The sequence below is a fragment of the Lonsdalea britannica genome, assembly GCF_946477055.1.
In the GTDB taxonomy this organism is placed as follows: domain Bacteria; phylum Pseudomonadota; class Gammaproteobacteria; order Enterobacterales; family Enterobacteriaceae; genus Lonsdalea; species Lonsdalea britannica_A.
Genome location: NZ_CAMKXG010000328.1, coordinates 1 through 3,243, shown reverse-complemented (window position 1 = coordinate 3,243; position 3,243 = coordinate 1). Strand labels below are relative to the sequence as shown.

Below are 3,243 nucleotides of genomic sequence, written 5' to 3'. Positions count from 1 at the left end.
AGCAGGCAGTAGCTGCCGCGCCACGCCTTTTCCACCTCAACAGACCCGTGCCAGACATCCGTTCCCGCCAGACGCTGCAGGCTTTGCGGCGAACAGCTGTGGTGATCGGTGACGCCGTTGATATCCGCATACACCCGTTGTGTCGGAGAGTGCGCCTCCGACCCTGCGGGATCGCGCCAAAGAAACGTCGCCCTCACCAGCTCGGCGCCCGCGCTTTCCACCAGCGGCGTGCCAAAGTCGGCAATCTGTCGCCACCAGGCTTCCGTTCCCACCTCCGGCTCACGTAACAACGCCGCGGCAAATCCCGACGGTCGTGGTTCAGACATAAAACCTCCCGGTCCTGAATCCCTTAACAATTACTTAAGATTAATGACTCAAATTTTCACGTCTGAGGATGACATCACAGAACAAGACATAAAAACGAATAATATTGAGAATCATTTACAGTTGCAATAACATGTAAACCGAACTTACGTTAAGACAGGGATTAACGTGGGCTAAGACCACTAAAAACAAGAGGTTTATCAGCTTCCCGTCTCAGTGATGGTTAACCATCCTGGTGGGTTGCTGGCGCAATGCTTACGAAACTCTTCCTTCTGATGTTTTGCGACAGGATTTTCAAAGGGATAAATCATGTTTGAAACCAAAATAAAACCATTAGCACAGCTTATTACTTTTTGTACTAACAGCCGCAGAGCGCCTCTGGTGCTGGCTTCCTCGCTGTTGATCCCCGCCTTGACGCAGGCGGCGGAAACGCCCTCTTCCGCCGATAAGAGCGACACCATTGTGGTGACGGCAACGCCGGGAGAAAGCGTTACGGCCCCGCTTCGCGGCATCGTCGCCAAGGCCAGCGCATCCGGCACCAAAACCGAAACGCCGCTGGTCAAAACGCCGCAGACGATCTCCGTCGTGACCCGTGACCAGATGGACCAGCAGGCCGTTGGCTCCGTCGCCGATGCCTTGAACTACACCAGCGGCGTCGTCACCAACTACCGCGGCTCCTCCAACCGCAACGACGAAGTGATCGCCCGCGGATTCCGTTACGCGCCGAAATTCCTTGATGGTTTGAGCTTCGGGCTGAGCGGTCAGGGGTCATCGCTCGGCAAATTCGATCCGTGGCTGCTTGAACGCGTCGAGCTGGTTCATGGCCCGGCGTCCGTGCTGTATGGACAGGTCAACCCCGGCGGCCTGATCAGCATGACCAGTAAACGTCCGACGGCGGAAGAGATCCGCAAGATTCAGTTCAGCGCGGGCAATCAGCATCTGGGCGAAGCGGCGTTCGACTTCGGCGGCGCGCTGAACGACGACAAAACGCTGCTTTACCGCCTGAACGGCATCGGCAGCACCCAGCATGAATTCGTTAAAAACTCTAAGCAGGAGCGCATCGCCATCGCGCCCGCCCTCACCTGGCTGCCGAATCCCGATACCAGCTTTACGCTGCTGACGGCCTACCAGAACGATCCGGAGGCGGGCTTCCGTAACTTCCTGCCCGCCTACGGCACGGCGTTCGAAACGGTGTCCGGCTATATCCCTTACGACCTGAACGTCAGCGATCCCCACTATCACGAATCGAAGCGCGAGCTGGGGTCGCTCGGTTATATCTTCGACCACTCGTTCAACGACACGATCTCGTTCCAGCAGAACTTCCGCTACTCCAAGTTGAAGGAGAAGTACAAGTATCTGGTCTACACCGTCGGCGGAACGGCGACGGACACCACGATCTCCCGCCGTCAGCAGAAGGAGTACACCAATACCGATGAACTGGGACTGGATAACCAGCTGAAGGCCAAATTTGCGACCGGCGACGTCGCCCATACCCTGATCGGCGGGCTGGATTACAAATGGCAGAAGCAGGATTACAACTACTGGCGCAACGGCGGCGACCAGTACGATTTCGATTGGGCCAACCCGGCCTACGGCGGTTCGTGGCTGGTCAGCGATAGCGAACTGAGCCTGATGAGCAGTACGGTGAAAAAGCTCGATCAGGTGGGGATCTATCTGCAAGACCAGATGGAGTGGGAGCGCTGGAATCTGCTGCTGTCCGGACGTAACGACTGGAGCGAAGTGCGCACGACGGACCGAGCCGAGTCCACCACGTCACAGCAGAACGACAACAAGTTCACCGGCCGCGCGGCGCTGCTGTACGCCTTCGACAACGGCATTTCCCCGTACATCAGCTACAGCACGTCATTCGAGCCAAACCTGAGCACGGGCGCGCCGGGCAGCGATCCGTTCAAACCCACCACCGGCGAGCAGTCCGAAGTTGGGGTGAAATATCAGGCGCCGGGCGGCAACACGCTGCTGACGCTTTCGCTGTTCGATATCACCCAGAAGAACATCACCTCCTATAACAGCATCACCGGATACAACGAGCAGATCGGCAAGGTGAAATCGAAGGGTGTGGAAGCGGAAGCGCACACCCAGCTCACCCCGGAAATCAGCCTGATGGGCGCCTACACCTTTACCGATGCGGAGACGCGCGAGAGCAACACCGCCAATCAGGTGGGCAAAGCACCGGCGTCGATTCCACGCCACACCGCATCCGCCTGGGGAACCTACCGTTTCCTGGATAGCGCGCTGAAAGGCCTGACGCTGGGCACCGGCGTGCGCTATGTCGGCACCAGCTACGGCGACAACGCCGAAAGCTTCAAAGTGCCTCACTACACCCTGTTCGATGCCATGGCGCGTTACGAACTGGGCGAAGCCGCCGCCAGCCTGAAAGGCGCGGCCGTGCAGCTTAACGTCAACAATCTGGCTGATAAACACTATGTCGCGTCATGCAGCAATACGTCCGCCTGCTTCTACGGCTCCGGACGCAGCATCGTCGCCACGGTGAGTTACAGCTGGTAACGACGATGGCCATGCACCATCGCCGCTAGCACGCTGGCGGACGGCATCACGCGTCCGCCTGTTTTTATTGATGACCTTGACGATCCGCCGTAAGGCGCTTTATTGGCGCGGCCAATTAAACGGCACCCGCAAGCGCCGCACCGTCGATACGGCGAATCACTGCGCCCCGACGGGACGGGTCCAGTGAAAGGACCTGTGATTACCACAGCATAATTCCAACGAAATACGCCTTTCTCGGCCTTTCGTTTTTGTGAATCAACCATAAGGAACGGACTGTGTCTACGCTATCTGCCCAGTCTTGCGCGTCGGATATCAGCGACCTACGCCGAGACGACATGTTATTCCTGTCGCCCGCCGCCAGCCTGCATGCCCGCGGCTGTTACGCCACGTTAA

The 3,243-nt window shown here is 58.0% G+C and carries 2 protein-coding genes; one reads left to right on the top strand and one right to left on the bottom strand.

Annotated features, from left to right (window positions below; genetic code table 11):
- Window positions 1–326, bottom strand: a 326-nt coding sequence (locus Q7O77_RS16110; protein WP_304169673.1) for an enterochelin esterase domain-containing protein, incomplete at its 3' end; no start/stop codon positions are given.
- A gap of 307 nt (window positions 327–633) precedes the next feature.
- On the opposite strand from Q7O77_RS16110, the gene Q7O77_RS16105 reads away from it, so the two are divergent.
- Window positions 634–2,850: a TonB-dependent siderophore receptor gene (locus Q7O77_RS16105; RefSeq protein WP_304169671.1), complete on the top strand. Its 2,217-nt coding sequence runs from the start codon at window positions 634–636 to the stop codon at window positions 2,848–2,850.
- Window positions 2,851–3,243 lie beyond the last annotated feature (393 nt).